The organism is Mycobacterium sp. IDUB_19 (genome assembly GCF_055419445.1).
On record NZ_JBVAXR010000001.1, the window covers coordinates 438,043 to 463,611 of the forward strand.

The following is a 25,569-nucleotide window of genomic DNA, read 5'->3' on the forward strand; positions in this document are numbered from 1 at the left end:
GATAGGCTGGCCCGATGCGCCCTGCACTGTCCGACTACCAGCATGTGGCCAGCGGCAAGGTCCGCGAGCTTTACCGCGTCGACGAGGAGCACCTGTTGCTGGTCGCCAGCGACCGGATCTCGGCGTACGACTTCGTCTTGGACAGCACAATCCCGGACAAAGGCCGCATCCTGACCGCGATGAGCGTGTTCTTCTTCGGCCTCGTCGACGCGCCCAACCATCTGGCCGGGGCGCCCGACGACCCACGCATCCCCGACGAGGTGCTGGGTCGCGCTCTGGTGGTGCGCCAGCTGGAGATGATGCCGGTGGAGTGTGTGGCCCGCGGTTATCTGACCGGCTCGGGACTGCTGGACTATCAGGCGACCGGCAAGGTCTGCGGCATCACGCTGCCGCCTGGTCTGGTCGAGGCCAGCAAGTTCGCCGAGCCGCTGTTCACTCCGGCGACCAAGGCCGCGTTGGGTGACCACGACGAGAACATCGCCTTTAACCGGGTGATCGAGTTGGTGGGCGCGGTAGCCGCCAACCAACTGCGCGACCGCACGCTGCAGATCTATGTCCAGGCCGCCGATCATGCGTTGACGACTGGAATCATCATCGCCGACACCAAGTTCGAATTCGGCACCGACCGCGACGGCAATCTGCTGCTGGCCGACGAGATCTTCACCCCCGACTCCTCGCGGTACTGGCCTGCCGAGGATTACCGCGTGGGGGTTGTTCAAACCAGTTTCGACAAGCAGTTCGTCCGCAATTGGCTGACCAGCCCCGAATCCGGCTGGGACCGCTACGGCTCGGATCCCCCACCGCCGCTGCCGGATGACATCATCGCCGCCACTCGCGACCGTTATATCAATGCCTACGAACGGATTTCCGGTTTGAGCTTCGGCGACTGGATCGGCCCGAGCGCATGACGGGGTCCGACACCCAAACCCCGTCACCACCGGTAGCCAAACGAGTCGAGACCATACGTGAGCATCACGGCGACGTGTTCATCGATCCGTACGAGTGGCTGCGCGACAAGTCGAACCCCGAAGTCATCGCCTACCTCGAGGCCGAAAACGACTACGTCGACCAGAGCCTCGCGCACCTTGAACCGTTGCGGCAAAAGATTTTCGACGAGATCAAGGCACGCACCAAGGAAACCGATCTGTCGGTGCCGACCAGGCAGGGCGACTGGTGGTACTACTCGCGCACCTTCGAAGGAAAGCAATACCGCGTCCAGTGCCGTTGCCCGGTAACAAATTCCGATGACTGGGACCCGCCGGTTCTGGACGAGAACACCGAAATACCGGGCGAGGAGATTCTGCTCGATTCGAACGAAGAGGCGGACGGACATGACTTCTTCGCCCTCGGCGCCGCGCTGGTCAGCCTGGATGCCAATCTGTTGGCTTACTCCGTCGACATCATCGGTGATGAACGGTACACGCTGCGGTTCAAAGACTTACGCACCGGCGAGAAATACCCCGACGAGATCGCCGACATCGCGGGCGGGGTGACGTGGGCGGCCGACAACCGCACCGTGTACTACCTCACCCTGGACGACGCCCACCGCCCGGACAAAGTGTGGCGCTATCGGCTGGGCTCCGGGGACCCGTCGGAATTGGTGTATCACGAAGCCGACGAACGGTTCTGGCTCGGGGCAGGTCTGAGCCGAAGCGAGGCGTACGTCTTCATCGCCTCAGGTTCGTCCATCACCTCCGAGGTCCGCTACGCCGCCGCCGCCGACCCGCAGGCTGAGTTCACTGTCGTGCTGCCACGCCGAGAAGGTATCGAATACTCGGTGGAGCACGCGGTGGTCGGAGGACAGGACAGATTCCTGATCCTGCACAACGACGGTGCGGTGAACTTCACGCTCACCGAAGCGCCGGTCAGCGATCCCACGCAGCAACGCACCCTGATTCCGCATCGCGATGATGTGCGGCTCGAAGCTGCGGATGCCTTTGCCGGTCATCTGGTGATCAGCTACCGGCGGGCGGCATTGCCACGAATCCAGTTGTGGCCCATCGGTTCCGACGGCGACTACACGGAGCCCGAGGAGATCGCGTTCGATTCGGAGCTGATGTCGTCGGGCCTGGGCGCCAATCCGAACTGGGTCTCGCCCAAGCTGCGGATCAGGGCCGGGTCTCTCGTCACGCCGTTGCGGGTCTACGACATCGACCTGGGCACCGGTGAGCGCACCCTGCTCCGTGAACAGCCGGTGCTCGGTGACTACCGCCAAACCGACTACGTCGAACGGCGCGACTGGGCACTCGCCGCCGACGGCACCCGGGTCCCGGTGTCGATCGTGCACCGTGCCGGCCTCGAATTTCCGGCGCCCACACTCATCTACGGCTACGGCGCCTACGAGATATGCACAGATCCAACCTTTTCCATCGCGCGGTTGTCGTTACTGGACCGGGGCATGGTGTTCGCCATCGCCCACGTCCGCGGCGGGGGAGAGATGGGCCGGCTGTGGTACGAGCACGGAAAACTGCTGGAAAAGAAGAACACATTTACCGACTTCGTCGCGGCGGCACAGCATTTGGTGGACGCGGGAGTGACGCGCCCACATCAGCTCGTCGCATTGGGCGGCAGTGCGGGCGGGCTGCTGATGGGTGCGGTGGCCAACCTGGCCCCGGATCTGTTCGCCGGAATTCTCGCCCAGGTCCCGTTCGTCGACCCGCTGACCACGATTCTGGATCCCTCGTTGCCGTTGACCGTCACCGAGTGGGACGAATGGGGAAATCCCTTGAGCGACAGCGAAGTCTACGCATACATGAAATCATATTCGCCCTACGAGAACGTCGAGACCAAGAATTATCCCGCCATCCTGGCGATGACGTCGTTGAACGACACCAGGGTCTACTACGTGGAGCCGGCCAAGTGGGTTGCCGCGTTGCGGCATGCCAACGCAGGCGGCAACCCGGTGCTGCTCAAGACACAGATGGCGGCGGGCCATGGTGGCGTCAGTGGTCGCTACCGGGGTTGGCAGGAAACCGCATTCCAATATGCGTGGCTGCTAGCAGCTGCCGCCGGCAACCGTTACGGCGGCGGGCAGGGGTAGCCGCGTCGTCATCGACTTTGGCGGATTGGGCATCCGGGACGCGTAGACGTTGGCCGGGAACATGGCCAGCATCAGTAGCAGCAGGCACCCGGCCGCCGCGGCCCGGGTGGCGGGAAGCAGCAGCCCCGCGGCGCAAAATGCGCGATCCCGGTCACGATGCGGATCGCCACGACGCTCTTCGAAAAATAACCCGGATCAGTCAGCCAGTGCCTCGGCGGGTTCCGGGTCTACTTCTGGCTCCGGCCGTTTCGTCGGCAGAAACGATGCCGGGATGATCGTCAACGCCAGCAACGCGACGGCCACCACGAACACCGCCGTGTAGGCGTGTGAGAAGGCATGCGTCACGCTATTCGCGAAATCGGGGCCAAGGGCTTTCCACGAGGATGCCGAAGCCTCAACCGGCACAGGATGCCCGCTGGCTTGTTGTTGCGCTGCGACCATCTTGTTCGCTGTGACCAGGGCTTGGTTGTGATTGAACAAGTGGGTCAAGACCACCGCCATCAGCGCGGCCCCTATCGATCCGCTCACCTGCTGGTTGACGGTCACCAGCGTGGTGCCTCGCGCGACCTGATGCGGGGCCAGCGACTGCAGGACCGCCGCGGACAGCGGCGTCGTGGTGCAGCCGATACCCAGGCCCATGACGGCAAGTCCGATCAGCAGTATTGGCTTATAGCTGGCCTGCGTCGCGACGCCATAGGTGAAGATGCCCAGACCCGCCGTCATCACCGGGAGGCCGATCAGCACAATTTTGCCGGGTCCGTGCTTGTCCATGAACGCCCCGGCGAGCGGCATCGTAATGACGGCACCGAGACCGACCGGCACCAAATGCATCCCGGACTGCATCGGTGTTTGGTGCATCACGAGTTGGAAGTAGCTCGGGATCAGCAGCCCGATCCCGATAAAAGGCGCGCCGAATACCAGCAGGGCCAGATTGGCGTTTGTGACCACGCGGTTGTGGAAAAGCCGCAGGTCGATGAGCGGGTGGTCGGTGCGAAAGGAATGGAAGACGAATGCGGCTATCAGCGCCAGCCCGGTGATCGTCGGTACCAACACGACGTGGTCGACGACCGTGCCCCGCGCCGGGATGGACGACACTCCGGCCAGGAACAGCGTGACGCCGGGCGGCAATAGCAGCACGCTGACGATGTCGAGTGCTTCCGCCGGGGCCGGGCGATCTTTGGGAAAGGTGATTGCGGCGAGCACCAACGCGATCAGCCCGATCGGCAGATTGATCAGGAAAATCCACTCCCAGCCGTAGGCGCCGACCAGCCAGCCGCCCAGGATCGGCCCACCGATCGGACCGAGCAGGATCGGGATTCCCCCGATCGCCATCAAGCGGCCAACCCGCTTCGGGCCCGCCTCGTGAGTCAGGATCACGAAGCTCAGCGGCATCAGCATGCCGCCGCCGACACCTTGTATGACCCGAAAGATGATGAGCAGCATGATGGTTGGCGATATCGCGCACAGCAGCGAGCCCAGCATGAACAGCAGGACCGAACCCATGAAGAGCCGTTTGGTGCCGAACCTATCCGCCGCCCAGCCGGTTATAGGGATCACGGTCGCAAACGCCAGCATGTAGCCGGCGACCGTCCAGGAGACGACCGCCTGGGTGGAATTGAAATGAGTGACGAAGGTGCCTTGTGCGACCGCGACGACCGTGCTGTCCAGAATCGCCATCACGCAGGCCAGCCCGCACACGAAGACGGTACGCAGCAGCTTGGCGTCGACCTTGTCGGGATAGTCACGACCGCCCGCAGCCCTATGTCCGGTGGAACCGATGGGCACCGCGACGTTGGGAGCTGCGGAACGCGCTTCTTCCAGGGCGTCGCTGAGCATGCGGCCGAGCATATCGAGACGGCCCCGCGATTTTGTGGCTTTGCCGGTATTCCCAATATGTAATTTCCAGGCAAAAACGCTTGTCGACGCGTCAGCGGCTTGCGATGTGCGCGCACCCGTCGTCTTCTCGACACCTGACGAATGAATGCTCGAGATCATTTCTACGACACCGCGCGCAGACTGCAACGGTGCTGTTCAGGGAGAAATCGCGGCTATTCGGCGACTGTTTGAATCGCCGGCTTTTTTGGCAGAAATGACGCCGGGATGATGGTAAATGCCACCAAAATCACCGCGACCACGAATACGGATGTATAGGCGTGCGAAAGGTCGTGCAGCAGATTAGCGGAAAAGCCGGGGGTGAGTGACTGGTGTGGTATTTGTGACGGATCAATCGGAACGCCGCTGACTGCGGCCTTCTGCTGTAGCGCCGCAAGCTTGTTTGCCGCGACGATGTCTTCGCTCCGGTCGAATTGCTTGGTCAGGATCATCGCCATCAGCGCGGTTCCCACCGACCCGCCCACCTGATGGCTGACGCTCATCAGCGTTGTACCGCGGGCGATCTGATGCGGCGCCAATGCCTGCACCGTTGCCACTGAGAGCGGCATCATGGTGCAACCCATCCCCAGGCCCATGATCGCCAGCGCGATCAGCAGGGTGGGTGCATACCCGGCGTGCCTGGCCACACCGAAAGCGAACGTGCCCAGGCCCCCGATGATCAGCGCGATACCGACCAGCACGAACTTGCCCGGTCCCTGCCTGTCCACGAGCGGACCGGCCAGCCGCATGGTCAGCATGGCGCCGAGCCCCTGCGGGATCAAGTGCACTCCGGCTTGCATCGGCGTCTGGTGCAGCACCTGCTGGAAATAGCTCGGGAGCAGCAGACCCGCGCCGAAGAACGCGGCGGCGAACAGCAGCATCGTCACATTGGCCCGGGTGAGCACAGGGTTTTCGAACAGATGCAGGTCGATGAGCGGGTGATCCGCGCGGCGCAACGCGTGCACGACGAACGCGGCGATCAGCGCCAAGCCTATTGCCGCGGGGATCAAGACGCGCCGATCGGCTACCGTCCCGTAGCGCGGGACCGACGACACCGCGAACAGGAACGTCGCCAGTCCGGGCGAGAGCAGCAGTCCGCCGATGACGTCGAACGTTTCCGACCGGGCGGGGTGATCTCTGGGGAACACAATGCCCGCGGCGACGAATGCGGCCAGCCCGACCGGCAGGTTGATCAAAAAGATCCATCTCCAACTGGAGGTGTCGATCAGCCAACCGCCCAGGATTGGGCCGGCGATCGGGGCGAGCAGCATCGGGATGCTCAAAATCGACATCAACCGGCCGAGTCGCCCGGGGCCCGCTTCGCGCGTCATGATCATGAACCCCAGCGGCATCAGCATGCCGCCACTTACGCCCTGCACGACGCGAAATATAATGAGCTGCAAGATGGTTGACGCTATCGCGCATAGCAGTGAGCCCAGCATGAAGGCCACCACCGAGCCCATGAAGAGACGTTTGGTGCCGAACCGGTCGGCTGCCCATCCGGTCAGTGGGATGACGGTCGCCAATCCGAGTGTGTAGCCGGTCATCGTCCACGCGACGACGGCCTGGTTGGATCCGAACTCGGCGATGAAGGTGCGTTGCGCGACGGTGACGACCGTGACGTCCAGGATCGCCATGATCGTGGCGAGCAGGCAAACGCCGGAAATCCGCAACAGCTGGGCGTCGAGTTTGTCGGGATAAATACGTTCCTCGGCGCCCAACAGCGCGGCGGGTGCGGTGTGCAGCGCGGCGTCACCCGCTGCGGAACGGGCCTTCTCCATGGCGTTGCTTAGCATATCGAACCGATTTCCCCACCCGGCGCTGGTACGCGTTTGCCATCGGCGTGCCGGTGTGCGGCGGTCGCCCGGTGGCGTGTCGCGCCGTCCGCGCTGTGATCCGACGGCCCAACTCCGTTGCGCGAAGGCCGTATTCCAGCCTTGAGTGACATCTGGCATACGCGTCGATATACGCCTGCCGTCTGCGTGTCCTTCACCATCCTGAAACCTGCGCTCGTCAAAATGCGGTTGTGTCTGGAAAATTGATCGTCTCGGTCTCAGGGATAGGCGAGCGCACCCTGGACGACGTCGAGGCGTTCTGCGCACAAATGGATTCCCGCAAAGTGCCTGTTTCGCTGCTGGTGGCTCCGCGCCTATCCGGCGAGTACCGGCTTGACCACGATCCGCGCACCGTCGAATGGTTGACTGCCCGGCGCGCCGGCGGCGACGCCATCGTGCTGCACGGCTACGACGACGCCGCGACCAAGAAGCGGCGTGGTGAGTTCGCCATCCTGCGGGCACACGAGGCCAACCTTCGGCTGATGGCCGCCGACCGGGTGCTCGAACACCTCGGACTACGTACCCGGCTCTTCGCCGCCCCGGGCTGGACCGTCTCGCCCGGTGTGGTTACGGCATTACCGAACAATGGTTTTCGTCTTCTGGCTGACCTACATGGGATCACCGATCTGGTCCGCCACACCACAGTGCGCACCCGCGTACTCGGCATCGGAGAGGGTTTCCTCACCGAGCCGTGGTGGTGCCGCATGGTGGTGCTGTCCGCCGAGCGGATCGCCCGTCGCGACGGCATCGTGCGGGTGGCGGTCGCGGCCCGTCAGTTACGCAAACCGGGTCCGCTGCAGGCGATGCTGGACGCCGTCGACCTCGCGTCGATGCACGGGTGCACGCCGACGGTGTACCGCTGGCGACCTAACAAGGCGATTCTCGACGCGGCCTGACCAAGCCATCGAGATCAATCGCTTGGTCCGGGGCACTACCCTGATGCGACATGAGCGATTCTTCGGCGGCAGGCTTCGCCGCTGACGCGATTATTGTCGGGGCGGGACTGTCTGGCCTGGTGGCCGCCTGTGAGTTGGTGGACCGCGGCTTACGGGTGCTCATTCTCGATCAGGAGAACAGCGCCAACCTCGGTGGGCAGGCATTCTGGTCGTTCGGTGGTCTGTTCTTTGTCGACAGCCCCGAGCAGCGGCGGCTGGGCATTCGGGACAGCCACGAGCTGGCATTGCAGGACTGGTTGGGCACAGCGGCTTTCGACCGGGAAGAGGACTACTGGCCACGGCAGTGGGCGCACGCCTACGTGGATTTCGCGGCCGGGGAGAAGCGCAGCTGGCTGCGTGACCGGGGTCTGAAGATCTTTCCGTTGGTCGGCTGGGCCGAGCGCGGCGGCTACAACGCACAGGGGCATGGCAACTCGGTGCCGCGGTTCCACATCACCTGGGGCACCGGGCCGGCCCTGGTCGACATCTTCGCGCGTCAGCTGCGCGATCGCTCGACAGTCCGTTTCGCCCACCGTCACCAAGTCGACGAATTGATCGTCGAGGGTGACGCGGTGACCGGCGTTCGGGGCACCGTGCTGGAGCCCACGACCGAATCGCGCGGCGTGCCTTCGTCACGAAAGGCACTGGGGCAATTCGAATTTCGTGCGTCCGCTGTGTTCGTCACCAGCGGTGGCATCGGCGGCAACCACGATTTGGTGCGCAAGAACTGGCCAACGCGGATGGGCCGCGTGCCCGAGCAAATGCTGAGCGGGGTGCCGGCCCACGTGGACGGCAGGATGATCGGCATTTCCCAGCAGGCCGGGGCCCGGGTGATCAACCCCGACCGCATGTGGCACTACACCGAGGGCATCACCAACTACGACCCGATCTGGCCGCTGCACGGCATCAGGATCATTCCCGGGCCGTCCTCGCTGTGGCTGGACGCGGCCGGCAACCGGTTGCCGGTTCCGCTTTATCCCGGCTTCGACACGCTGGGCACCTGCGAGTACATCACCAAATCCGGCTACGACTACACCTGGTTTATCCTCAACGCCAAGATCATTGAGAAGGAATTCGCGCTTTCCGGGCAAGAGCAGAACCCCGATCTGACCGGGCAGAGCGTGCGCGCGCTGCTGCGTAACCGGGCCAGTTCCGGCCCGCCCGGACCGGTTCAGGCCTTCATCGATCGGGGTGTGGACTTCGTCAGAGCAGATTCGTTGCGCGAGTTGGTAACCGGCATGAACAAGCTGCCCAATGTGGTTCCACTGGACTATGCGACGGTGGAGGCCGAGGTCACCGCCCGCGATCGCGAGGTGGCCAACAAGTTCAGCAAAGACGGTCAGATCACCGCGATCCGGGCTGCCCGTGGATATCTGGGCGACCGGCTGGGCCGGGTGGTGGCGCCGCACCGGTTGACCGATCCGAAAGCCGGGCCGTTGATCGCGGTCAAGCTGCACATCCTGACGCGAAAGACGTTGGGCGGTATCGAGACTGACCTGGGTGGGCGAGTTCTCAAGCACGACGGCACCCCGCTGACCGGGCTCTATGCGGCCGGCGAGGTCGCCGGGTTCGGCGGTGGCGGCGTGCACGGTTACCGGGCCTTGGAGGGCACGTTCCTCGGTGGCTGCATTTTCAGCGGTCGGGCCGCCGGCCGCGGCGCCGCCGACGACATCACCTAGCCACATGGGGGGCGAGCAGACACAGAATCGCATCGTTGGGCCCGAAATCGTGCGATTCTGCGGCTGCTCGCGCATGCGTCGGCCTCTAGAAGGTGACGCCACTTTCTTCGGGCAACACCTGGAAGTCGGTGTCGGTCATCTCGGTGAGACGGCCGTAGTAGATACCCCGCGCATCGGGAGCGACGATGCCTTGATGGATGGGTACCGCGCGCGTCGGAGCCACCGCGCGCAGGTAGTCGATGGCCTCGGAGATCTTCATCCACGGGGCTGCCGCCGGCGCGGCCAATACATCCACCGGCTCGTCGGGCACGAACAACGCGTCGCCGGGGTGCATCAACCGGGCGCGGTGGTTGCCGTCGCCTACCAGATACGAAAGGTTCTCTATCACAGGGATTTCGGGGTGAATCACCGCGTGTCGCCCGCCGAGCGCCCGAATCGTCAATTCGCCGATCGTCAGCTCGTCGCCCGCGTGAACCGTCTGGAAGGGCGCGTCCAGTTGGGCCGCGGTTTGCGAGTCGGTGTAAAGCGCGGCACCGGGGTTGGCCTCAATGAGCGCCGGCAATCGCGCCGGGTCGACATGATCCGGGTGCTGGTGTGTGATCAGGATGGCGTCCAGCCCGGTGATTCCTTCGAAACCATGCGCGAAGGTGCCGGGATCAAAGAGCACGCTAGTGTGGTCGAACTCGGCAAGAAGGCAGGAATGCCCGAAATGCGTCAGTTGCATGTTTACGATTCTGCCCTGACGGGGGTGGTCGTGTGCGGGTAGTTTTCGCGACGATAGTGGTCGCGGGCGGCCTGGTAGCCGCCCTTGTCTTGGTCGGCCCGGCACCGGCCGAACCGGAGACCTGCCCGCCCGTCTGTGACCAGATCCCGGCCACCGCGTGGATACAGCAGCGCGCCGTGCCGCTGAACTCGACATACAACTGGCCCGCTCTCGCGGGCCTGGCGGTACAGGTGACGGGGGTCGGGGCGGGCCCACGTTTCCGGTTCGAGGAGCTGTGTGGCACGCAGCCACTCGCCCAGGACCCACGCGCCTCGGCGGTCGCGGCCCGCGTGACGGTGGTCCACCCGGACGGCCAATGGCAACTGCAGGCCCAGATCGTGCACTGGCGCGGCGACACGGCCCGGGGAGGCTCGATCGCGGCCTCGGTATTCGGCAATGCGGTCGCGGTGCTGCGTGGCTGCCAGCAGGGGGTGCCGTCGCAGTCGCCGTCGATCACCACCGACGAACCGAACCGAATGGCGGCCGTCGTCAGCGGGCCGGTGATCATGCATACCTACCTGGTCGCACACGTCGCGAGCAGCACGATCAGCGAGCTGACGCTGTGGTCGTCGGGCCCGCCGCAGGTGCCCTGGCCGTCGATGGCAGACAACCAGGTCCTGGACGCGCTGACGGCGCCGCTGTGCGAGGCGTATATCGCCTCGTGCCCGTGAGCCGCACCCGGTACTTGCCGCCGGTAGAGTTGGCGCCGACAGAGATCCGACAGGAGGAATGCCGGTGGCGCGGGTGATCGTTCATGTGATGCCCAAAGCGGAGATTCTCGACCCGCAGGGTCAGGCGATTGTCGGCGCGCTGGGCCGGCTGGGACATCCCGGGATTTCGGATGTCCGTCAGGGCAAGAGGTTTGAGCTCGAAGTCGACGACACCGTCGACGACACCGCGCTCGCCGAGATCGCGGAATCGCTGTTGGCCAACACCGTGATCGAGGACTGGACGATCAGCCGGGAAGTGTTGTGACTGCGCGGATCGGCGTTATCACCTTTCCCGGGACGCTGGACGACGTGGACGCCGCGCGTGCGGTGCGCCGCGTCGGTGCGGAGGCGGTCAGCCTGTGGCACGCCGACGCCGACCTCAAGGCGGTTGACGCGGTCGTGGTGCCGGGTGGGTTTTCCTACGGCGACTATCTGCGGGCCGGTGCGATCGCCCGATTCGCCCCGGTGATGTCCGAGGTGGTGTACGCGGCGGGCCGCGGTCTGCCGGTATTGGGAATTTGCAACGGTTTTCAGGTGCTTTGTGAGACCAGGCTGCTGCCCGGGGTGCTGGCCCGCAACGCGGGTTTGCACTTCATCTGCCGCGACGTGTGGCTTCGGGTGGCATCGAATTCGACGGCGTGGACCTCGCGCTTCGAGGCAGACGCCGACCTGCTGGTCCCGCTGAAATCGGGCGAGGGCCGCTACGTGGCACCGGAGAACGTGCTCGACGAACTCGAGGGCGAGGGCCGGGTGGTGTTTCGGTACCACGACAACGTCAACGGCTCGATGCGCGGCATCGCCGGCATCAGCTCGGCCAACGGCCGCGTCGTCGGGTTGATGCCGCACCCCGAGCATGCCATCGAAGCTTTGACGGGCCCCTCCGACGACGGTCTGGGGTTGTTCTATTCAGCGCTGGACGCCGTCCTCGCCGCCTGACGTACTTTGCGCGGGAATTCCTGCGGCACTGCGTAATTCGGCGAATGCTTTGGTCATGGCTTCGGTCGCCTCATGCGGGTCTTTGAACGTCTGGTCGTCGGTGAGCACCGCGATCCCGAGCCCGTCGGCGTAGCTCCACACCGTGATATTGACGGGTGCGCCCGGTGAGAGCACGCCGGTGGAGTAGATCTCGGTCACCGTGGCGCCGCCGAAATGCCCGCGCTCGCGCGGTCCGATCACGCTGGATACCGCCACGTTCATCAGCTTGTTCGGCACGTCGTGACGGCCGAGCCAGCGGAACGCGGCCGGGGCGAACGCTGTCGGCAGATAGGCCATCATCCGCCCGTAGAGTTCCGGGCCCATGATTTCGTGGTCCTCTTTGGCGATCCGGGTCGCCAAAGAGACCAGTCGCGCCCGCTCGGCGGGGTCGGCGATGTGTACCGGCAGCGAAATCATCAGGCCGCTGATCTCGTTGCCGGTGACGCGATCCGATTTGTCGGTGGCGGTGGGCACCGACGCAATGATTGGGCGTTCGGCTTGGCCGTCATAGTCCAACAACAGCGTGCGCAATCCGCCGGCGGCTATGGCCAACACCATGTCGTTGACGGTGATGCCCAACGCCTTGGCGGTCGCTTTGACCCCGGCCAATGGCAGGGTCGTGCTCGCGAATCGCCGCTGCGGGGACACCACGTGGTTGAGGAACGTCGATGGTGCGTCGAACGCGTCGGCCAGATCCGGGTGATCCCCGCGCTCCTTGGACCGGCGGCGTACCCGGCTCATTCCCACCGCGGCGTCTTTGAGCAGCCGGGGCAGCTCGGCGATTTGCCGCGCATGGTCGCGCGCGGCCGCGCGCAGCAGATCGCCGTTTGTCACGGGGATGCCCGCCTCGTCGTTGTCGCGCTCGTCGGTCACCGGGCCCTCGAGATCCATCGCGCGCGCCAGCAGGTTGACCGAGGCGACGCCGTCGGCCAACGCGTGGTGCACCTTGCCGATCAAGGCAAAGCGGCCGCCGGCCAGCCCTTCGGCGAAGTGAAACTCCCACAGCGGGCGGCTGCGGTCCAGCGGTGTGGAGGCCACCCGTCCGATGACCTCGTCCAGTTCACACCGGCCACCGGGGGCGGGCACCTGCATGCGTCGCAGGTGGTAATCCAGGTCGACGTCGCAGTCCTCTTGCCACATCGGGTGGTGGAGCTGCCATGGGATGTCGACGAGCTTGTAGCGCAACGGTTCTAGCAGATGCAGCCGACGGCGCACATGGTGCCCGAAGGCCTCGAAGTCGAAGTCGCCGTCGAAGTCGGACGGGTCGAGTATCGCCACTTTCAGCGTGTGCGTGTGCAGGTTGGGCGTCTCGCTGTACAGCAGCATGGCGTCCATGCCGTTGAGTCTTTTCACACGCCACCTCGCCGTGTCGACGCGACCTGAAAACAAACCATGCCGCAGTGATTCTGTGTTTGCTACGGGTCAGCCCAGAATGGGGAACCGGCGTTGGCCGGCCAGGCGCTTGAGCGCGGCTTCCATCACCGAACGCACGTGTGCGTCCACGTCGTCGATGTCGGGTTCCTTCCCGAACCGGGCGACGATGTCGATCGGCTCGAGCACCTCGGTGACGATTTTGGACGGCAGCGGTAGGTTCGGCGGGAAGATGACGCTGAGGCCGAACGGGAAGCCGAAGCTGACCGGCAGAATGTCCATGCGGGCTTTGGTGATTCCCAGTTTGCGGGCCAGCCAGTTGCCGCGGGTGAGGAACAGCTGGGTCTCCTGGCCGCCGATCGAGACGGTCGGCACGATCGGCACTCCGGCCTCGATGGCGGTCCGCACGTAGCCGGTGCGCCCGTTGAAGTCGACGTTGTTCGCGCTCAACGTCGGCCGGTAGGAGTCGTAGTCACCGCCCGGGAAAACCAGCACCACCGCGCCCGAATGCAGTGCGGTGGCAGCATTTTCGCGACTGGCTTCGATAACCCCCACTCGACGCAGCCAGCCGTCCAGTGGCCCCATGAATACGCCGTAGTGGGCCAGGGTGTACACCGGACGGTCGTACCCGAATTTGTCGTAGAAGGCCGACGAGAAGATCATTACGTCGGGCGTGAAGATGCCGCCCGAGTGGTTGGACACCACCAGCGCCCCGCCGGCCGGCGGAATGTTTTCGACGTTTCGCACTTCGGCCCGAAACCAGCGGTTGACCACCGGGCCGACCGTGTTCTTGACCTGTTCGGTAAACGCCGGATCCCATTTGGCGGCTTCGCGATTTTCTGCCTCAGCGTTGCCCATGCAATTCCCCCGCGGTCGTGTTCCTGCCAGTATTTGCCAGCGTGAAGCCGTTCCCCCGGGCACACCGCTTGCGACATAGGGTACTCTCTGTTTGGGAGAATATCATATCCGTTTGCTGTGGGCGACCACGCATCGGGGGGGAAATGACCGAAGATGTTCTGGTTACTGGTGGTTTCGGGTTGGTCGGCTCGCAGACCGTGCGTCAGTTGGTTGCCGACGGCCACCGGGTGGTCGCGACCGACCTCGGCACGTCTGCCCAGCGCAAGGCGGCCAGGTCGTTGCCCGCAGGAGCCGCGCCGTACTGGGCGGACCTGACCGACCCGGCTGAGGTCGACCGCCTCGTCGCCGAAACGGCCCCGGCGGCGATCATCCATCTGGCCGCGATGATCCCACCCGGGATCTATCGCCACCCGAAACTGGCCCGGCGGGTCAACGTCGACGCGACCGCCGCACTATTGACCGCCGCGAAGGCAAGCCCGCGCCCGGTCCGTTTCATCCAGGCCTCGAGCAACGCGGTGCACGGCTCCCGCAATCCGCGCCGGCACCGCGAGTGGTTGCGCGCCGATACCCCGGTTCGACCATCGGACCTCTACGGCGCCCACAAGGTCGAGGCCGAGCAGCTTGTCCGGGCCTCGGGTCTGGACTGGGTGATCCTGCGTCTCGCCGGTGTGATGAGCGTCGATCTGGGTGCCATGCCGCTGAGCATGGACGCACCCTTCTTGGAAAGCGCGTTGCCGACCGACGGACGTATTCACACCGTCGATGTCCGCGACGTAGCGGTCGCGTTGTCGGGTGCGACGACCGCGGATGTGATCGGTGAGGTCCTGCTGATCGGGGGCGACGAGTCGCATCTGCTTCGGCAGTCGGATGTCGGCAAGGCGCTGGCGGCCACCAGGGGTCTGGTGAACGTTCTGCCCGAGGGCCGGCCGGGTGACCCCGACAGCGAAGACGACTGGTACGTGACGGACTGGATGGATACCGCACGCGCGCAACAGGCTTTGCGTTTCCAGCGCCATCCCTGGCCGGCCATGCTGGCCGAGATGCGCGCGGCGGCGGGATGGCAGCGCTATCTCATGCGGCTGATCTCTCCGATCGCGCGCCAGTTTCTCAAACGCCGTGACGCCTACCGGAATTCGCCCGCAGGCTATGCGGACCCATGGGGCGCGATCCGGGCCGAATTCGGTGAGCCCCGGCCCGACGGGAACTGACGCCGCTGCGCCCCTCAGCCGGCGTCCAGCAGCAACGGCGGCGCCGCGCACTCGGCAACCGAGCCCAGGTCGGCGAAGAACTCGATCGCGGCGGCGATGCTGTGGTCGATGTATGTGGCGAAGTCGTCGAAGGCGACGGGCTCGCGGATCTTCCGGGAGCTGCGCGCGACGACACCGATCCGCTGGGGGTCAGAGGAGCCGCGGACGGTCACGACGACGTCGCGGTTGGCGTGATTCCACGCATCGGCATGTTCCGCCAGCTCCGTGCTGTCGGCGGCGGGGAAGAAGCAGCCGGGAGTGACTTGAATCGTGAACTCGTCCCCGTGCCAACGGGAGATCCCGAGGTGGACGTGCAGCCGCCGCGGACGGGTGTTGGCGACGTAGAAGAATTCGCCGTCGTGCTGGCCGCGGAAATACCGGCTGCCGCGGGTGCACAGGTAACGTTCGATCAGGTTTGCGGACAACGCTTCAGTCGTCATGAAATAAATGATGAGGCCTGCGGCTTTATGCAGCCTTTGAACCGAGCAATGCGTCGTCCAAGAATCTGGTGAGAATTCGCTGAGTTTGTCACGGTCCGGTCACGCGCTGGCAGACGAGCGGTATCGCCATGGATTCAGTGCCCAGCAACGGAATACGGTCGAACCGTTGCCGCGCTCAGGTCATGGCGGTTTTTCTCAGGGAAGCACACGCACCGGAACGTTCGACCAGCCCGCGACATTCTGCATACCGCGGAGCGAAGACCAGCGGTCTCGTCGATTGTTCGCGCTAGCCTTCAGCTGTGACGCTCGAGTGGTCGGCCGGCCGCTTACCAGCGGCCCCTCGACGAGAATGCGGCCGATGTAAACGCCAGGAGGGCGGAGATGGAGTTCGCGGTGCAACGGTTCGACCATATTGTGGTCAATTGCGACAATGTTGAGGCCACCGCGACGTGGTACGAGCGTGTCCTCGGCATGAAGCGCGAGACGTTTGGCCCGGCCAACAGAACTGCGCTGAGCTTCGGAAATCAGAAGATCAACCTGCGACCCCTCGGCGCGCTGGCCGACGACCCCGATTGGGTCACCGGGTCGGTGGAAGCGGCGGGTTCCGAAGACCTGTGCTTCATCACCGAATCCAGTCCCGACGAGGTCCGTGCCCACCTGCAAGCCTGCGGAGTCGAGATCACCGCGGGGCCGGTGACCAAGACCGGTGCTCTGGGGCCGATGACCTCGCACTACTGCCGGGACGTCGACGGCAACCTCGTCGAAATCGCCGTCTACTGACCGCTTTCGAGCGGATGCAGCCCGGGCAGGTTGACCACGATGGCCTCCTGGCTGCTGCGCGCGATCACGACTTCCGCAATCGTCTTCGGGTCGGGGTTCTCTTCCCGGTGCGGCAGATACGGCGGGATGAAGACGTAATCACCGGGCGCGGCCACGATGCGAACTTCTTGGGTACCGTCGTGAAACACGAACTCCGGGTGGCCGCTTCGCACATAGATCGCGGTCTCAGATTCGCCGTGATGATGGTTGGACGAGACGGTTGCCGGTAACGCGTGGGTCTCACCCATCCACAGTTTCTCGGCGCCGACCGACTTGCCGCTCAGCGCCGCAAACCGCCGCAGTCCTTCCGATTGCGCGGTGTCGGAGCTGATGTCCGACGCCTTGATGTGGTGTACCCGGCTCCGCGTCACCTGCTGTTCGGCGTCGGCGAAATCAGGGTGAAATCCGTCGGCGGTGGCCACTCGCTCCCCTCTCGCAACTATCGTTCGCCCGAATCTCGGTAGGCCTCAAGGAGTCTCAGCCACAGCTCACTGATCGTCGGGAAGCACGGCACCGCGTGCCACAACCGAGCGACGGGAACCTGGCCGGCGACGGCGACGGTGGCCGAGTGCAACATCTCGGTGGCACCCGGACCGACCAAAGTCACACCGAGCAGATAGCGCTGATCCTCATCGACCACCATACGCGCCCGGCCGCTGTAGCCGTCGGCATACAGCTTGGCCCCCATGACGACATCACCGATCTCGATGTCCACAATGCGCACCCGATGACCGGTCTGCATAGCCTGCGCAGCCGTCATTCCGACGGCTGCTGCCTCGGGATCGGTGAAGAACGCCTGCGGCACTGCATGGTGATCAGCCGTTGTGACATGCGCGCCCCAGGGCTCGGTGTCCAGCGGCGTTCCGGCGGCGCGGGCCCCGATCGCCGCGCCGGCAATGCGTCCCTGATACTTGCCCTGATGGGTCAACAACGCCCGCTGATTGACGTCACCCGCCGCATAGAGCCAATCATCCTCGACGGCTTTCACCCGGCAGGTGTCGTCGATGTCAAGCCAGCTTCCCGGGGCCAACCCCACCGTGTCCAAGCCGATATCGTCCGTCAGCGGCGCCCGGCCCGTCGCGAAAAGTACTTCGTCAAACTGTAATTCGCCGCCGTCGTCCAGTTCGACGGTCACCGGTCCATCCGGCTCGGGCCGGCGCAGCGCCCGCACCGAGACACCCATGCGCACATCCACACCCGCGTCGATGAGCCCGCGCCCGATGAACTCGCCCACAAAGGGTTCCATCCGTGGCAACAGGCCGGACCCACGCACCAGCAGCGTCACGGAGGACCCCAATCCCTGCCATGCCGTCGCCATTTCGACCCCGACTCCGCCGGCTCCGACAACCGCGAGGCGGCCCGGGACGCAGCTGCTGTCAGTTGCTTGACGGTTAGTCCATGGTCGGGCCTCGGCGACGCCGGGCACGTCGGGCAGCGCGGCCCGGCTCCCGGTACAGACAACCACCGCATGCCGGGCACGGAGTGTGACTTCCTCACCGCTTGCCGTCGAAACGGTGACCCGCCGGACACCATTCAACCGGCCGTGCCCGCGCACCAGCGTTGCTCCGATTCCGGCCACCCAGTCGGCCTGACCGGTGTCGTCCCAGTTGCTCACATAGCGGTTGCGACGGCCGAATACACCGGCGGAGTCGATCGACCCGGTGACCGCCTCACGCGCGCCGTCGACGCGCCGCACGTCGGACAGGGCGAGGACCGGGCGCAGCAGCGCCTTGCTGGGGACACAGGCCCAATACGAACATTCGCCGCCGACCAACTCGCGTTCGACGACCGCGACCCGCAGGCCCGCGGCCCGGGCGCGCTCCGCGGCATTTTGTCCGATCGGACCTGCGCCGAGTATCACTACGTCGACTTCGTTGCTGGACAACATAGTTCGAATTGCTCGCTTTCGGCTTAGTCTATCGAGCTGCTCGGGCGGTCACCTGAGCGCGGCCGAGTGGTCAGTTGTGCGGCGAGCTGTCGTAGGTCGCTTGCTACGAGGGTCGGTTGCGGCAGGCCCTCAACCGGCAGCGGGGGATTGCCCGGCCGCGTGATAAGGGCAGTGCCGAACCCGATGTTGTGCGCGCCGAGGAGATCCCACACGTGCGCGGCCACCATCATGCAATCGTCGGGAGCCACACCGAGCACCTCGCACGCGTGCAGGTAGACCGATGGTGACGGCTTGAAGGCGCGACACGATTCCACGCTGAGCTGCTGCTCGAAAAGCTCGCCGAGCCCGGCGTTGTCCAGCGGCGTCGGCACGCCGGGGCGGTGTGGTGAGTTCGTCAGTGTGACAAGGCGAAAACCATTGTCGCGCAGTGATGTGAGTGCCTCTACGGCATCGGGGTGTGCCGGCATCGTGCGCATCTGTTCTTGGAGACGACCGACGTCGGCGTTGGTGATCTGGACCCGATGGATATCGGCCAGCATGTGCAACACCCCTTGGCCGAGTGTGAAGAAGTCCACGTAGCAGTCGGCCAGGGTCACCGTCATCGAGTAGAGGACGAGCTGGCCGAACCACTCGCGCAGCACCCGCTCGTCACCGAACAACTCCCCGAAAAGGGGTGCTATCGACTCGATATCGATCAGTGTTTCGTTCACATCGAATACAAGTACGGATGGCGTCGTCATGGCTGATGCTCTCCCAACACCTCGTCGGTGTCGAGTCCGCGGTCCACGCCGTGCGGAATGACGGTTTGACCGGGCTCGAGCCGCAATGGTGTGCCATCGAGGTAGACATCGATCTTGTCGGGTTCGAAGGACACTAGGTTGCTCACCCGACACACCTCCGTCCAGGCGTTGACGTAGGACCAGGCCGCACGTTTGCGGTCGCCGATGTCATAGTAAGAAGCGATGCCTTTGTATGGGCAGAAAGTTTGTCCCTCAGCGGGTTTCAGTGCTGATGTGTGGATATCCTCGCGTGGTACATACCACCTGGGCGCGAAGCCGGATTCATACAGCGCCATTGGGTGCTGCGTGTCCGCGATCACCTGATCGCCATCTCGGACCACGAGATGCCGCGAGGTAGAACGGATATCGATGCGATGGTAGGCATCGGCGGCGTGCCCGACGATGCGTTCGTCTTCTTCGTAGAAGGCCTCCATGGCGCGCCAGGCGAACGCCAGCCGTCCGTCCAAGACCGTGGCATGGTGTGGCAGCCCGGTGTGCTGCCATGCGCCGTGGTTGGCCTGTTGCTCTCCGGCCGTGACGGTGAACCACTGGGTGTCGCCGAGGTCTTTGTGCTGCGTTATCCGGTCCTCAGTGAGGAGAGTTCCCTCGTCGATGTCACCTCTGGGGAAGTAGGCCACCGGATAGCGCCCCGGCTCGTGCAGCAACACCACGTCGTCGCTGTCGGCGATCCACCGCCCTGCGAAGCGCACCCGCATGCGGCGGCGCAACGGCTCAGCGAACAGCAGCCGGGGCGGCAACGGCTGCTCGGTGAGGAAGTGCCCCACCGATCCGGTAGCCAGCGGACCTTGTTGCCATGCCAACCCCATCGTCATGTCCATTCTGCAGCGAAACCAGCTGTCCGAGAGCGTGTTTACGCCTAGTCCATGACCACGACGATCTTCCCGGCGGCTTCGCCGGACTCGGACACCCGGTGCGCTTCGCGGATCTCGTCGAACGAGAAGACGCGCGCGGGCTTCGCATCGAGTCTGCCGTCGGTGATTTGTTGGGCGATGTCACTTAGCGGTATGCCGGACACCTCGAAACCCGGGGTTCCAAAAACGGGACTGGCGAAGAAGCTGAAGTTCACGCCGCTGGCCATGCGCGCCAACGGGTTGAAATCCCCGATAGGGGCGAGGCCGCCCAGCCATCCCGCCAGGCAGGCAGTGCCCCCGACGCGCAGCATGTCCAGCGAATCGAGGATGGTGCTGTTGCCGACGAGGTCGAGGACCGCGTCGATCTGCTTGGCCTCGGCGATGTGAGCGGCCAGGTCCGGCCGCTCAACCTCGACGCGAGCGGCACCGAGTCTTTCCAGCATGGCAAAACGGTCCCGGCTGCGCGCGGTGGCAATGACGTGGGCTCCGGTGATGACCGCCATCTTGAGGGCGGCCTGGCCCAATGCCGATGTCGCGCCGCGGATTACCAGTGTCTGCCCCGCAGTCAGCTTGAGATTGCGGAACAGGCACGTCCACGATGTCGCATAGGTCTCCGGCAGCGCCGCCAGCTGCGACCAGGGCAGGTCGGATTCGATGAAGGTGACATTCGCGGCACGGACTCGCGTGTATTCGGCATAGCTGCCGTTGATCGTTCGGCCCAGGCCACCCATCAGCGCGGCCACCTTGGCACCGACCGGAAACTCTCCTCCCGGGCACGAGTCGACAATGCCGACGCATTCGATGCCGCTGACTTCGGCCGCTTCGGCCCACTCGCCTCGGCGCATGTGTATTTCGGCGTGGTTGATTCCGAAGCCCTTGACTGCGATGACCACTTCGCCGTCTTTGGGCAGCGGCTTGGGGATTTCGGTGTAGACCAAGCTGTCCAGTCCGCCGAACCCCTTCAGGATGATTGCCCGCATGCTCTCCCCGCCGGGTTGTTCGCGGACGACGGCGGGGGAGGTGGGCAGTGCGGTGGCATTGCTTGTGGTGCTCATGACCTGCCTCTTTCCAAATCGTCAGTCCGGGTCTGGCTATCGACACACTCGGCAATTATGGGCCGCATGACCCATAATTATGGGCTAGTTGGCCCAAAAATGTCCAGAGTGCCTGATCGAGCAGGTCAGGACTCGCGGTGTTGCCGAGCTGGCCTGGAACGCCGTTTGCTGGTCCTCGGATCGGCTACGAAGGAGCGCACGTAGTCGACGGCGGCATTGACTGCGACCCGCAAGGGCTCGGCGTCACCAGTGGCGTGCGTGATCATCGCGCCGCCCTGGTGTGCGATGACCAGCGAGGCTGCCAGGTGCCGCGCGTCGGCGTCGGGGCGCAGACCGCCGCGCCGGCGCATCGCGGTAAGGCCGGTGTGGAACAGCTCGAGCCATTGGTCGTAGCCGCGCGCGAGGTCGTCGCGAACTTCGTCGTCGGCATCGATCAGTTCACCGGCCAGTGAGCCATAGACGCATCCGCCCAGCCGATACACGGTGTCGATGTCCGCGACACATGCATCTGCCCACGCTTGCAGCGCCTCGATGCTGTCGAGTGCGCCGAGCCGCGGTTGGGTGTGAAACTGGATGACGTCGTCGCGGCGCGCGGCGATGACCTCGCGGGTCAGGTCGCGTTTGTCGCGGAAGTAGTGCGAGATCTGCGATCCGCCCACCCCGGCGCTGCTGCGCACTTCGTCGATGCTGGTGCTGGCCACGCCGCGCTCGAACATCAGCCGGGCGGCGACATCGATGATGCGGGCCCGCGTCGCCTGTCCTTTGCGGGTGAACCGCGGCTTGCCGTGTTCAGTCACGTTGCCGCCCTTGGCTTCGCGCGTCGGCCCCGGGAACGTCGTGGGGGCCGCGGCGTGCGCTCATCGGGTTCGGCGGCAAACATTCGCAGGTAGTTGACCGCGAACCGGGTGGCGTCGGCGTGCGGCCACGCCGCTCGGTAGGTGAAGGCCAGTGTTGCTCCGCCTTGGTGAGCGCCGATGATGACGAGTGCCAGCTGTCGCGGATCGGCGTTCGCGATCAGGACGCCCGTGTCCTTCATCCGCTGGATGGCCGACTCGAGCAACTCCGCCCATTGCCAGTAGCCCGCGGCCAGGGTCGCGCGGGTTGCGTCGTCGGACTTGGCCAGCTGCGCGGTCAGCGCATGGTAAGTGGGTGTGCCACTGGAGGTTCCGATGCGTCGCAGGTAGCGCATGTTGAGATCGATCCATCGCTCGAAGTCGTCGAACGAGTCAAGGTCCCGTAGCTGGGGCTGGCGATGGAAGTCGAGCACCACGCCGATCTGGCGCCTGATCACCGCGCGAATCAGGGCACTCTTGTCGGCGAAATAATGGGCGAGCTGTGAGCCGCTGACCGACGCGGCTTTGCGCACGTTCTCCATGTTCGAGGCCGACAGGCCTTCGGTGACGATCAGCTGGGCGGCGGCCTGCACAATCCTGTCGCGGGTGGCACGCCCCTTGGCGGTCAACCGTTGTTCGTCTTGAACATCGGGATGGGCCATCGCGTCAGGCTAACCCGCGAGCACCTCCGTTTATGGGATATCCAGCCCATTGCTGGATGTGCCGCGCGGGCACCGGTCAGGCGGCCACGCGGCACTCAAGGAAGTTACGGATCAGCTCGGCGACCTCGTCGAGAGCGGACTCCAGCAGGAAATGCCCGCCGTCGAGCAGATGAATCTCCGCGTCGGGGAGGTCCTCGGCGAAGGCTTCGGCCCCGGCGGGTCCGAAGATCTCGTCACCGCGGCCCCACACCGCAAGCAGCGGTACCCGGGTGGCGCGAAAATACTCGTGCACTTGCGGGTACATCGGTGCGTTGGTGGCGTAGTCGCGGAACAGCTTTAGTTGCACCAGGTGATTGCCGGGCCGGGACAGCAACGCGTAGTCGTGATGCCAGCACTCGGGGTCGACCAACGTCTCGTCGGCCACGCCGGTGAGGTACTGCCAGCGGGTCGCGTCCAGGCCGAGGAATTGGCGTACCGGAGCCTCGGTCTCGGCGGTCGGCTCGGACTGGTAGGCGCGCACGACCTTCCAGAAGCTTTCCACGAAGCCGGCGTCGTACCCGTTGCCGCTTTGGCTGATGATCGCCGTAATCGCGGACGGGTCGCGCAGCGCCAACCGCCAGCCGATCGGGGCGCCGTAGTCCTGCACGTACATCGCGTAGCGGTCGACACCAAGGCTGCGCAGCAGGCCCGCGGTCAGGTCGGTCAGCGCATCGAAGGTGTAGTCGAACTCGTCGACGCCTGGCGCGTCGGAGAGCCCGAAACCCAGGTGATCGGGCGCGATCACGTGATAGCGGTCGGCGAGCCTCGGAATCAGATGCCGGAACATGTACGAGCTGGTCGGAAATCCGTGCAACAGGACCACCGCGGGGGCCGCCGCGTCGCCGGCTTCCCGGAAGAACAGCCGATGGCCGTCGACGGTGGTGTAACGATGGTGGACAGCGGGCATTGGATTCCTCCTGCGCCACGTGGGTCTGGACAACCGCCAACCCACCTGCAATTTTGGGATGTACATCCCAGTATGCATCAAAACCACCGGCTCGCAATAGCCCCCGCTGTGGTTGACCGACGGGGCTACCCGGGAATATTCTGGGTCGAATATCCCAATCCTGTGCCGCGCCGTGGAGCGTTCATGACCGGTATGACGCTGCAAGTCGACGGCGGCGAGCCGCTGATTTAGGCTCTCTCACACAGCCAAAGGAGAAGCGATGGGCAGGCTTGTTTCGGTAAACGTGGGCATGCCCAAAAATGTGCGATGGCGCGACAGGACCGTCTACACCGGGATCTGGAAGACGCCGGTCGAGGGTCCGGTCATGGTGCGACGTCTCAACATCGACGGTGACGGTCAAGGCGATCTCGGCGGCCATGGCGGCGAACAACGCGCGGTCATGGTGTACCAGTCCGAGTCGTACGATTTCTGGAAGGCGTACCTGAATCGCGACGACCTGCGACCCGGTCACTTCGGCGAAAACTTCACCATCACCGGATTATCCGATGATGAAGTCTGCATCGGTGACCGCTACCGAATCGGCGATGCGGAATTCGAAGTCACCCAGCCGCGCGTCACCTGCTTCCGGATCGGGTTGCGGCTCGACGAACCGGAGATGCCCAATCTGCTTGTCGCCCAGCACCGTCCAGGCTTCTACTTCCGCGTCATCACCGAGGGTCGCGTCCAGGCCGGCGACGATATCGTGCGGACCCGCCGCGGCCGTCACGAACTCAGTGTCGCCGACGTCGACGCCCTGCTGTATCTGCCAAACCGCAACGCCGAAACGCTTGGCAAGGTCGTCGACGTTCCGGCGCTGAGCCCGGGCTGGCAGCAGTCATTCCGCGACATGCTGGACGCGGGGGACCAACCGGCGCCGACCGCCGCGGTCGAACCGGGGTGGACCGGATTCCGCCCGTTACGGGTCAGCGCAATACGCCGGGAAAGCACGCAGGTGATGTCTATTCGCTTGCAAACCGATGACGAGGCCGCGCTGCCGCCGGCGCTGCCGGGGCAATACCTCACGGTGCGAATCCCCGGGGCCGGTGATCCGGTACCGCTGCGCAGCTATTCCCTGTCCTGGGCGGCGGAGGATTACCGCATCAGCGTCAAGCGCGAAGACCACGGGTTAGTGAGCCGGTGGCTGCACGCGCACATCGAACCCGGGTCGATCATCGAAGCCGCGGCCCCGCGTGGCGACTTCTACCTCATCGACGACGACCGGCCGGTGGTCATGATCTCGGCGGGAATCGGCATCACCCCCGTCTTGGCCATGCTGCACGCGCTGGCCGCAGCCCGCAGTAGCCGCGATATCTGGTGGCTGCACACCACCCGCAGTCGCGAAACCCAAGCTTTTGCAGCCGAAGTCACGAGTCTGCTCGAGTCGTTGCCACAGGCCCGACAACAGGTGATCTACACCCAGACCCAAGGGCGCGCGGGCCAGCCGGCCATCGCGGCTCTCGGGCTGCCGACTGACGCCGCAGCATACCTTTGCGGCCCAACCCAATTCATGACCGAGATGCGCGCCGCCCTGACCGCCGCCGGACTCGACGGCACGCACATCCACACTGAACTCTTCGGCGCACTGCCGGCCATCAATCCGGGCGTCGTCGGCGGGGCCCCGCGGACCCCACCCCACCCGCCTGCCGGAACGCCGGGGACCGGACCGTCGATCACCTTCGCCCGTAGCGGACTCACGGTGAATTGGTCCGCGAACTACGGCAGCATCCTGGATTTCGCGGAAGCGTGTGACGTGCCGACCCGGTTTTCGTGCCGAAGCGGTGTCTGCCATATCTGCGAGACGGGAGTGGTCGCCGGTGCGACCACCTACGTGCAGCCGCCATTGGAGGCACCTGGCCCGGGCAGCGTGCTGATCTGCTCGGCGGCTCCAGCAAGTGACCTGGTGCTCGATCTCTGATCGACCGACACCAAAAGCCTTGCTTCAGTCCGAAAT

General features: G+C 64.9%; 23 protein-coding genes and 2 pseudogenes. 10 read left to right on the plus strand and 15 right to left on the minus strand.

Features of this window, described 5'->3' with window-relative positions; genetic code table 11:
- Positions 1 to 14: 14 nt before the first annotated feature.
- Together ACZY0B_RS02105 and ACZY0B_RS02110 are read left to right on the plus strand one after the other, a co-directional pair.
- Positions 15 to 908, plus strand: coding sequence for a phosphoribosylaminoimidazolesuccinocarboxamide synthase (locus ACZY0B_RS02105; protein WP_463762279.1), 894 nt, complete (start codon positions 15 to 17; stop codon positions 906 to 908).
- Entirely contained in the window at positions 905 to 3,040 is a 2,136-nt protein-coding gene (locus tag ACZY0B_RS02110; RefSeq protein WP_463762280.1) for a S9 family peptidase, read from the plus strand. Before ACZY0B_RS02105 ends, ACZY0B_RS02110 begins: the two co-directional genes overlap by 4 nt.
- On the opposite strand, the pseudogene ACZY0B_RS02115 reads toward ACZY0B_RS02110, so the two are convergent.
- The 3 genes and pseudogenes from ACZY0B_RS02115 to ACZY0B_RS02125 all read right to left on the minus strand — a co-directional run.
- Positions 2,996 to 3,172: pseudogene (locus ACZY0B_RS02115) on the minus strand (DoxX family protein); the annotation flags it as partial. The gene ACZY0B_RS02110 and the pseudogene ACZY0B_RS02115 overlap by 45 nt on opposite strands.
- A gap of 63 nt (positions 3,173 to 3,235) precedes the next feature.
- Positions 3,236 to 4,876 carry a DHA2 family efflux MFS transporter permease subunit gene (locus ACZY0B_RS02120; RefSeq protein ID WP_463762281.1) on the minus strand — a complete coding sequence of 547 codons (1,641 nt, stop codon included), beginning with the start codon at positions 4,874 to 4,876 and terminating at the stop codon, positions 3,236 to 3,238.
- Positions 4,877 to 5,088: 212 nt separating this feature from the next.
- Positions 5,089 to 6,708: a DHA2 family efflux MFS transporter permease subunit gene (locus ACZY0B_RS02125; RefSeq protein ID WP_463762282.1), complete on the minus strand. Its 1,620-nt coding sequence runs from the start codon at positions 6,706 to 6,708 to the stop codon at positions 5,089 to 5,091.
- Positions 6,709 to 6,938: 230 nt separating this feature from the next.
- Here ACZY0B_RS02125 and ACZY0B_RS02130 point away from each other — a divergent pair, with 230 nt between their 5' ends.
- On the plus strand, positions 6,939 to 7,643 hold the full coding sequence (locus tag ACZY0B_RS02130; RefSeq protein ID WP_463762284.1) for a DUF2334 domain-containing protein: 705 nt from the start codon (positions 6,939 to 6,941) through the stop codon (positions 7,641 to 7,643).
- Positions 7,644 to 7,693: 50 nt separating this feature from the next.
- Complete coding sequence (locus ACZY0B_RS02135; RefSeq protein ID WP_463762285.1) at positions 7,694 to 9,361, plus strand: FAD-binding dehydrogenase; 1,668 nt, start codon at positions 7,694 to 7,696, stop codon at positions 9,359 to 9,361.
- An 85-nt stretch (positions 9,362 to 9,446) separates the two neighbouring features.
- On the opposite strand, the gene ACZY0B_RS02140 is transcribed toward ACZY0B_RS02135, so the two are convergent.
- A complete protein-coding gene (locus ACZY0B_RS02140) occupies positions 9,447 to 10,085 on the minus strand; it encodes an MBL fold metallo-hydrolase (RefSeq protein ID WP_463762287.1) in 639 nt (212 codons plus the stop codon).
- On the opposite strand from ACZY0B_RS02140, the pseudogene ACZY0B_RS02145 reads away from it, so the two are divergent.
- The 3 genes and pseudogenes from ACZY0B_RS02145 to purQ all read left to right on the plus strand — a co-directional run bounded on the left by ACZY0B_RS02145 (position 10,062) and on the right by purQ (position 11,770).
- A pseudogene (locus ACZY0B_RS02145) lies at positions 10,062 to 10,795 on the plus strand (ATPase). The gene ACZY0B_RS02140 and the pseudogene ACZY0B_RS02145 overlap by 24 nt on opposite strands.
- A gap of 64 nt (positions 10,796 to 10,859) precedes the next feature.
- Entirely contained in the window at positions 10,860 to 11,099 is a 240-nt protein-coding gene (purS, locus tag ACZY0B_RS02150; RefSeq protein WP_108920465.1) for a phosphoribosylformylglycinamidine synthase subunit PurS, read from the plus strand.
- Positions 11,096 to 11,770 (plus strand): phosphoribosylformylglycinamidine synthase subunit PurQ, encoded by a 675-nt coding sequence (gene purQ, locus ACZY0B_RS02155; protein ID WP_463762288.1) that lies wholly within the window; start codon positions 11,096 to 11,098, stop codon positions 11,768 to 11,770. Before purS ends, purQ begins: the two co-directional genes overlap by 4 nt.
- Here purQ and ACZY0B_RS02160 read toward each other — a convergent pair.
- Positions 11,741 to 13,162 (minus strand): WS/DGAT/MGAT family O-acyltransferase, encoded by a 1,422-nt coding sequence (locus ACZY0B_RS02160; protein ID WP_463762289.1) that lies wholly within the window; start codon positions 13,160 to 13,162, stop codon positions 11,741 to 11,743. The genes purQ and ACZY0B_RS02160 overlap by 30 nt on opposite strands.
- A gap of 69 nt (positions 13,163 to 13,231) precedes the next feature.
- Complete coding sequence (locus ACZY0B_RS02165; RefSeq protein ID WP_463762290.1) at positions 13,232 to 14,038, minus strand: lysophospholipid acyltransferase family protein; 807 nt, start codon at positions 14,036 to 14,038, stop codon at positions 13,232 to 13,234.
- Positions 14,039 to 14,181: 143 nt separating this feature from the next.
- Between ACZY0B_RS02165 and ACZY0B_RS02170 the strand changes: the two genes are divergently transcribed.
- Positions 14,182 to 15,246, plus strand: coding sequence for an NAD-dependent epimerase/dehydratase family protein (locus ACZY0B_RS02170; protein WP_463762291.1), 1,065 nt, complete (start codon positions 14,182 to 14,184; stop codon positions 15,244 to 15,246).
- Positions 15,247 to 15,260: 14 nt separating this feature from the next.
- On the opposite strand, the gene ACZY0B_RS02175 is transcribed toward ACZY0B_RS02170, so the two are convergent.
- Positions 15,261 to 15,725: a hypothetical protein gene (locus ACZY0B_RS02175; protein WP_463762292.1), complete on the minus strand. Its 465-nt coding sequence runs from the start codon at positions 15,723 to 15,725 to the stop codon at positions 15,261 to 15,263.
- A 381-nt stretch (positions 15,726 to 16,106) separates the two neighbouring features.
- Between ACZY0B_RS02175 and ACZY0B_RS02180 the strand changes: the two genes are divergently transcribed.
- On the plus strand, positions 16,107 to 16,505 hold the full coding sequence (locus tag ACZY0B_RS02180) for a VOC family protein (protein ID WP_463762293.1): 399 nt from the start codon (positions 16,107 to 16,109) through the stop codon (positions 16,503 to 16,505).
- Here ACZY0B_RS02180 and ACZY0B_RS02185 read toward each other — a convergent pair.
- The 8 genes from ACZY0B_RS02185 to ACZY0B_RS02220 form a co-directional block, all read right to left on the minus strand.
- The gene (locus ACZY0B_RS02185; protein WP_463762294.1) at positions 16,499 to 16,966 is read right to left on the minus strand and encodes a cupin domain-containing protein; all 468 of its coding nucleotides are present in this window, start codon (positions 16,964 to 16,966) and stop codon (positions 16,499 to 16,501) included. The genes ACZY0B_RS02180 and ACZY0B_RS02185 overlap by 7 nt on opposite strands.
- 17 nt (positions 16,967 to 16,983) lie before the next feature.
- On the minus strand, positions 16,984 to 18,432 hold the full coding sequence (locus ACZY0B_RS02190; protein ID WP_463762295.1) for a dihydrolipoyl dehydrogenase family protein: 1,449 nt from the start codon (positions 18,430 to 18,432) through the stop codon (positions 16,984 to 16,986).
- 23 nt (positions 18,433 to 18,455) lie between these two features.
- The gene (locus tag ACZY0B_RS02195) at positions 18,456 to 19,172 is read right to left on the minus strand and encodes a haloacid dehalogenase type II (protein WP_463762296.1); all 717 of its coding nucleotides are present in this window, start codon (positions 19,170 to 19,172) and stop codon (positions 18,456 to 18,458) included.
- A complete protein-coding gene (locus ACZY0B_RS02200; protein WP_463762381.1) occupies positions 19,169 to 20,038 on the minus strand; it encodes a DUF427 domain-containing protein in 870 nt (289 codons plus the stop codon). Before ACZY0B_RS02200 ends, ACZY0B_RS02195 begins: the two co-directional genes overlap by 4 nt.
- Positions 20,039 to 20,088: 50 nt before the next feature.
- Positions 20,089 to 21,138: a zinc-binding dehydrogenase gene (locus tag ACZY0B_RS02205; RefSeq protein WP_463762297.1), complete on the minus strand. Its 1,050-nt coding sequence runs from the start codon at positions 21,136 to 21,138 to the stop codon at positions 20,089 to 20,091.
- A gap of 125 nt (positions 21,139 to 21,263) precedes the next feature.
- Positions 21,264 to 21,935 carry a TetR/AcrR family transcriptional regulator gene (locus ACZY0B_RS02210; RefSeq protein ID WP_463762298.1) on the minus strand — a complete coding sequence of 224 codons (672 nt, stop codon included), beginning with the start codon at positions 21,933 to 21,935 and terminating at the stop codon, positions 21,264 to 21,266.
- Positions 21,932 to 22,633, minus strand: coding sequence for a TetR/AcrR family transcriptional regulator (locus tag ACZY0B_RS02215; protein ID WP_463762299.1), 702 nt, complete (start codon positions 22,631 to 22,633; stop codon positions 21,932 to 21,934). The genes ACZY0B_RS02210 and ACZY0B_RS02215 overlap by 4 nt, the downstream gene beginning before the upstream one ends.
- A 76-nt stretch (positions 22,634 to 22,709) precedes the next feature.
- Positions 22,710 to 23,579 (minus strand): alpha/beta fold hydrolase, encoded by an 870-nt coding sequence (locus tag ACZY0B_RS02220; protein ID WP_463762300.1) that lies wholly within the window; start codon positions 23,577 to 23,579, stop codon positions 22,710 to 22,712.
- Between the two features lie 259 nt (positions 23,580 to 23,838).
- Between ACZY0B_RS02220 and ACZY0B_RS02225 the strand changes: the two genes are divergently transcribed.
- Positions 23,839 to 25,533, plus strand: a complete 1,695-nt coding sequence (locus ACZY0B_RS02225; RefSeq protein WP_463762301.1) for an MOSC domain-containing protein — start codon at positions 23,839 to 23,841, stop codon at positions 25,531 to 25,533.
- The last annotated feature ends 36 nt before the right edge of the window (positions 25,534 to 25,569 follow it).

Coding starts and splice junctions, on each gene's coding strand:
- ACZY0B_RS02140 (WP_463762287.1), bottom strand. CDS start 10,085: ATGCAACTGACGCATTTCGGGCATTCCTGCCTTCTTGCCGAGTTCGAC.
- ACZY0B_RS02200 (WP_463762381.1), bottom strand. CDS start 20,038: ATGGGGTTGGCATGGCAACAAGGTCCGCTGGCTACCGGATCGGTGGGG.
- ACZY0B_RS02195 (WP_463762296.1), bottom strand. CDS start 19,172: ATGACGACGCCATCCGTACTTGTATTCGATGTGAACGAAACACTGATC.
- ACZY0B_RS02220 (WP_463762300.1), bottom strand. CDS start 23,579: ATGCCCGCTGTCCACCATCGTTACACCACCGTCGACGGCCATCGGCTG.
- ACZY0B_RS02225 (WP_463762301.1), top strand. CDS start 23,839: ATGGGCAGGCTTGTTTCGGTAAACGTGGGCATGCCCAAAAATGTGCGA.
- ACZY0B_RS02125 (WP_463762282.1), bottom strand. CDS start 6,708: ATGCTAAGCAACGCCATGGAGAAGGCCCGTTCCGCAGCGGGTGACGCC.
- ACZY0B_RS02165 (WP_463762290.1), bottom strand. CDS start 14,038: ATGGGCAACGCTGAGGCAGAAAATCGCGAAGCCGCCAAATGGGATCCG.
- ACZY0B_RS02215 (WP_463762299.1), bottom strand. CDS start 22,633: ATGGCCCATCCCGATGTTCAAGACGAACAACGGTTGACCGCCAAGGGG.
- ACZY0B_RS02120 (WP_463762281.1), bottom strand. CDS start 4,876: ATGCTCAGCGACGCCCTGGAAGAAGCGCGTTCCGCAGCTCCCAACGTC.
- ACZY0B_RS02205 (WP_463762297.1), bottom strand. CDS start 21,138: ATGAGCACCACAAGCAATGCCACCGCACTGCCCACCTCCCCCGCCGTC.
- ACZY0B_RS02135 (WP_463762285.1), top strand. CDS start 7,694: ATGAGCGATTCTTCGGCGGCAGGCTTCGCCGCTGACGCGATTATTGTC.
- ACZY0B_RS02175 (WP_463762292.1), bottom strand. CDS start 15,725: ATGACGACTGAAGCGTTGTCCGCAAACCTGATCGAACGTTACCTGTGC.
- ACZY0B_RS02180 (WP_463762293.1), top strand. CDS start 16,107: ATGGAGTTCGCGGTGCAACGGTTCGACCATATTGTGGTCAATTGCGAC.
- ACZY0B_RS02105 (WP_463762279.1), top strand. CDS start 15: ATGCGCCCTGCACTGTCCGACTACCAGCATGTGGCCAGCGGCAAGGTC.
- ACZY0B_RS02170 (WP_463762291.1), top strand. CDS start 14,182: ATGACCGAAGATGTTCTGGTTACTGGTGGTTTCGGGTTGGTCGGCTCG.
- ACZY0B_RS02110 (WP_463762280.1), top strand. CDS start 905: ATGACGGGGTCCGACACCCAAACCCCGTCACCACCGGTAGCCAAACGA.
- ACZY0B_RS02190 (WP_463762295.1), bottom strand. CDS start 18,432: ATGTTGTCCAGCAACGAAGTCGACGTAGTGATACTCGGCGCAGGTCCG.